The sequence below is a fragment of the Bradyrhizobium sp. AS23.2 genome (genome assembly GCF_001908185.1).
GTDB lineage: Bacteria > Pseudomonadota > Alphaproteobacteria > Rhizobiales > Xanthobacteraceae > Bradyrhizobium.
In genome coordinates this window covers 1-3,922 of sequence record NZ_LGHM01000267.1, presented here as the reverse complement: position 1 = coordinate 3,922, position 3,922 = coordinate 1, and the positions used below count along the sequence as shown (strand labels likewise).

Genomic DNA, 3,922 nt, shown 5'->3' with positions numbered 1-3,922 from the left:
CCGAGTATGAACGCATCCAAGCGGCGTTTCATGCAAACCGCGAGAGGTTAAAGGCTGAACGACTTGCTCGCGAGGCCGAAGCGGCGGCGCGGAAGCATAAAAACCTGATCACGGCCCACTCTCCGAATGTGCATGGCGGTCTGCGGCACCGCTGAGCATTCAAAATTATCGATCGGAACGGACGGGCGCTCGCGAAGTGCAAGCCGGCTTAGGTGCATGGCGTCCGACAGGGCTCGGCATACCGCCATCAAAGCGGCATCCTAAGTACCTCGCAAATTATCAAGCCCTTGGGCCCCCGAACGCGCGCGAGCTACTGCGCGTCGTGGGTGTGGAGAAATGGGTTAGTCGATCGCGCCGGAGTCGCCGGAGCCTTTCACTTTGACGACGAGCGCAACCAAAGCAGCGGACGCAAGTGCCAGCAGCAACGGCGATCCGCCAACGATCCAGAGCCAGGTCATCGCTGAACTCCGGTGCAGCGCAAACACGGCCAGCCTCCCGTGTGCTCAGTGTGTGCTTGCCGAATTTTGCTCGGAGGACGTTGGCGGTCGATTCGGATCTAACCACTTGATTTTGTTGGTGAGCGCGCTGGGGCTCGAACCCAGGACCCCGTGATTAAAAGTCACGTGCTCTACCGGCTGAGCTACGCGCTCCCATGGCCGCTGGATGGCATTGCGATCGATCGCCATCGTCGTCGGTCATTTCGAGAAGCATGTCTTGCCGCAACGTTTGACTTGGCGTCGCGGGGAAAACCGGCTGTTTCCGGTTCATGCTGTCGGTCCGCGCTGTGTAGGGGGCCGGGGCGTTGAGGTCAATAGCCGGGGTGGCTGCCAGGACTCGTGGCACGAACGGGGATTGGCTCGCTGCTTCCGTCGCTTAGGCCGAAAGTTTCAACCTGATTGGTGGGCGTCATCCACGCCGAACAGCGAGGATAGTTCGCCGGCGCGGAGTTATCACCCGCGCCGTGAGGCCATCCGTTCCGTCAGTTCGCCTCGCGACGGACCTCGTTGGGCACCGGCTGCGGCGAGCCGGCCGGCGTCGGCAGCGCGACCGGGCGCAGGCCGATCAGCTCGGCGGTGCGGATCGCGCTGTCGCGCCAAAACTGGAACGAGTTGATGCGGCTGAGCTCGAGGATGGCGATCGCGACCGCGGCCAGGAACGGCAGGCTTTGCAGTACCAGCACGCCGGCAAAGACGTAGATCTCGGTGATCTGCCGGTAGCTGTTGGAGGCGATCAGCACGCCGGCGCCGACCAGGAGCAGGGTGCCGATCACAGCCTCCCAGAACGCCTGGAACTCGATCGACATCCGCGACAGGCCGCCCTTGGAGGTGCGCGCGAACGCTATGTGCTCGGTGATCAGTCCTTGCGCGACCGCGCGCGACACCGTCCACTGCACGCTCATCGCCGCGATCATCGCGCCCAGCATCTGGCCGGGCTTGATTGCGACGCGCGCGCGGTACATCGACAGGAAGTGCGCCAGCGAGACGATGAAAGCGCCAATGATCGGCAGCGTCAGGATCTTGTCGGGGATGGCGATGTCGGCGAAGGCGACGATCGGCACCCAGACGAGGTTGAGCAGCGCCACGACCACGCCGAGGCTTTCGGCGCCGAGCCAGTTCAGCCAGCCCAAGCCGTATTCGCGCTTCTGGTCGGGCGTCAGCCGGCTCCGGCCGGGCAGGAAGTGCCGCCAGTGCTTCTTCACGATCTGGAGGCCGCCATAGGCCCAGCGGTGACGCTGCTTCTTGAAGGCTTCGTAGGTGTCGGGGAGCAGGCCCTGGCCGTAGCGGTGGTTGGTGTAGTGCGTGACCCAGCCGAGTTCCTGGATCGCAAGGCCAAGATCGGAGTCCTCGCAGATCGTATCGGACGACCAGCCGCCGGCCATGTCCATCGCTGCGCGGCGGATCAGGCACATCGTGCCGTGCACGATGATGGCGTTGACCTCGTTGCGCTGGACCATGCCGATGTCGAAGAAGCCGGCATATTCGCCGTTCATGATGTAGTGCATGATCGACAGGTCGCCGTCGCGATGCTCCTGCGGCGCCTGCACGAGGCCGACGCGCGGGTCGGCGAAGGCCGGCACGAGGTCCGTCAGCCAGTCGGGATCGACGACATAGTCGGCATCGAGGATGCCGATGATCTCGGCGTCAACAGCGGTGCGGTCCATCGCGATGCGCAGCGCGCCGGCCTTGAAGCCCTGCACCTTCTCGGCGTTGATGAACTTGAAGCGTTCACCGAGCGCGCGGCAATGGTCCTGGATCGGCTGCCAGAAGGCGGGATCCGGCGTGTTGTTGATGATGACGACGCATTCGTAGTTCGGATAGTTCAGCCGCGACAGCGCATCGAGCGTCTGCTTGAGCATCTCAACCGGCTCGAAGTACGCGGGGATGTGGATCGAGACCTTCGGGTAGTAATTTTCGGGAACGTTCTCGACCTGCTTGCCCTTGGAGAGCAGGCGCTGCGGCGGCCGGCCGAAGGCCACCGCCGCGATCTCGTCGATGCGGGCCATCGCGATGAGGACGAGGGGAACAAGCAGGATCATGCCGAGCGTCAGCGCGAAGGCCGAGCCGAAGACGAAATAGTGCCCGTTCCAGAAAGCGAACACGGTCGCGGCCCAGGCGCCGACGCCGTTGGCGGCCGCCGACAGCAGGAAGGCCTGCTTGGCGGTCGGCTGTTGCAGCCGGAGGATCGGCAGGGACAGGAGGACGCCGACCAGGAGCGCGATCGTCATCAGCTTCCAGTAATCAGGATTTTCCACCGGGCCGGTCCAGGCGAATTTCGGCTCGCGGCTGGCGTTGAGGATGCCCCAGTACGGACCGACGCCGCCTTCGAAGAACTTCCAGGGCTGATCGATCGCCTCGACGATGTTGTATTCCATGCCGATGGCTTCGGCGCGGCTGACGAAATTGCGCAAGGTCAGCGCCTGCTGGAACGGACCGGGATCGGCGTTGCGCAGGTTATAGCCTGCGCTCGGCCAGCCGAACTCGGCGATCACGATGCGCTTGCCGGGAAATAGATTGCGCAGCAGGTTGTAGCGGTCGACGGCCTGGTCGACCGCCTGGTCCGAGCGGAAGTTTTCCCAATAGGGCAGCACGTGGGCGGCGATGAAATCGACGTTGGAGGCAAGGTCGGGATTGTCGCGCCAGATGTTCCAGATCTCGCCGGTGGTGACGGGAACGCGGACCGCGCTCCTCACCCGCTTGATCATCTCGATGAGGTCTTCGACCTTCTGCTCGCCGCGGTAGATCACTTCGTTGCCGACGACGACGCCGATCACGTTGCTGTTCTTGCGGGCGAGCTCGATGGCGGCCTTGATCTCGCGTTCGTTGCGGTCCTTGTCCTTGTCGATCCAGGCGCCGACGGTGACCTTGAGGCCGAACTCGGCGGCGATCGGCGGCACCAGTTCCACGCCGCCCGTCGACGAATAGAGGCGGATCGCGCGCGTCATCGTCGACAGCGTCTTCATGTCGGCGCGAATTTTCTCGACCGTCGGGATGTTGTCGATGTCGGGGTGGGCCGATCCCTCGAACGGCGCGTAGGAGACGCTGGGCAACAAGCCTTTGAAGTCCGGCGCGGGTTCCTGGTCGCGCAAGACTCCCCAGATGCCCGCGTGGAGCACGGACACGAGCAACAGAACGGCGGCGACAACGCGCATCGCGGCTAAACCAAACGGGGCTGAGGTGGCAGGGAAGCGGATCCGACCCCGAGATCCGACCAAGTCCACGGCAAATGGAGCATACCTCTGCCGCGCGGTTTCACAACTGTCATGCCCTCATGTCGTTATGAGGGCACGGCCTTTTCGGAATGCTCGGCAGTGCCGACCGCTTCCATGGCCGATCGTTCCTGAACGGAGGCTGAAACGATCGCGGCTATTTCTGGGGCGCCGGCGTCGGGCTTGCCGCAGGCGAGGGGCTCGCGGCCGGCTGCG

1 protein-coding gene and 1 tRNA gene are annotated in these 3,922 nt (G+C 64.0%); both read right to left on the bottom strand.

The window, feature by feature from the left end:
• Positions 1-574 precede the first annotated feature (574 nt).
• Positions 575-650 (bottom strand) — tRNA-Lys (locus tag AC630_RS40440).
• Positions 651-979: 329 nt separating this feature from the next.
• Positions 980-3,649 (bottom strand): glycosyltransferase, encoded by a 2,670-nt coding sequence (locus tag AC630_RS40435; protein WP_074123916.1) that lies wholly within the window; start codon positions 3,647-3,649, stop codon positions 980-982.
• Between the last annotated feature and the right edge of the window lie 273 nt (positions 3,650-3,922).

Excerpts from the sequence above, each read along its gene's own strand:
- AC630_RS40435 (WP_074123916.1), bottom strand. The coding sequence starts at position 3,649 with ATGCGCGTTGTCGCCGCCGTTCTGTTGCTCGTGTCCGTGCTCCACGCG.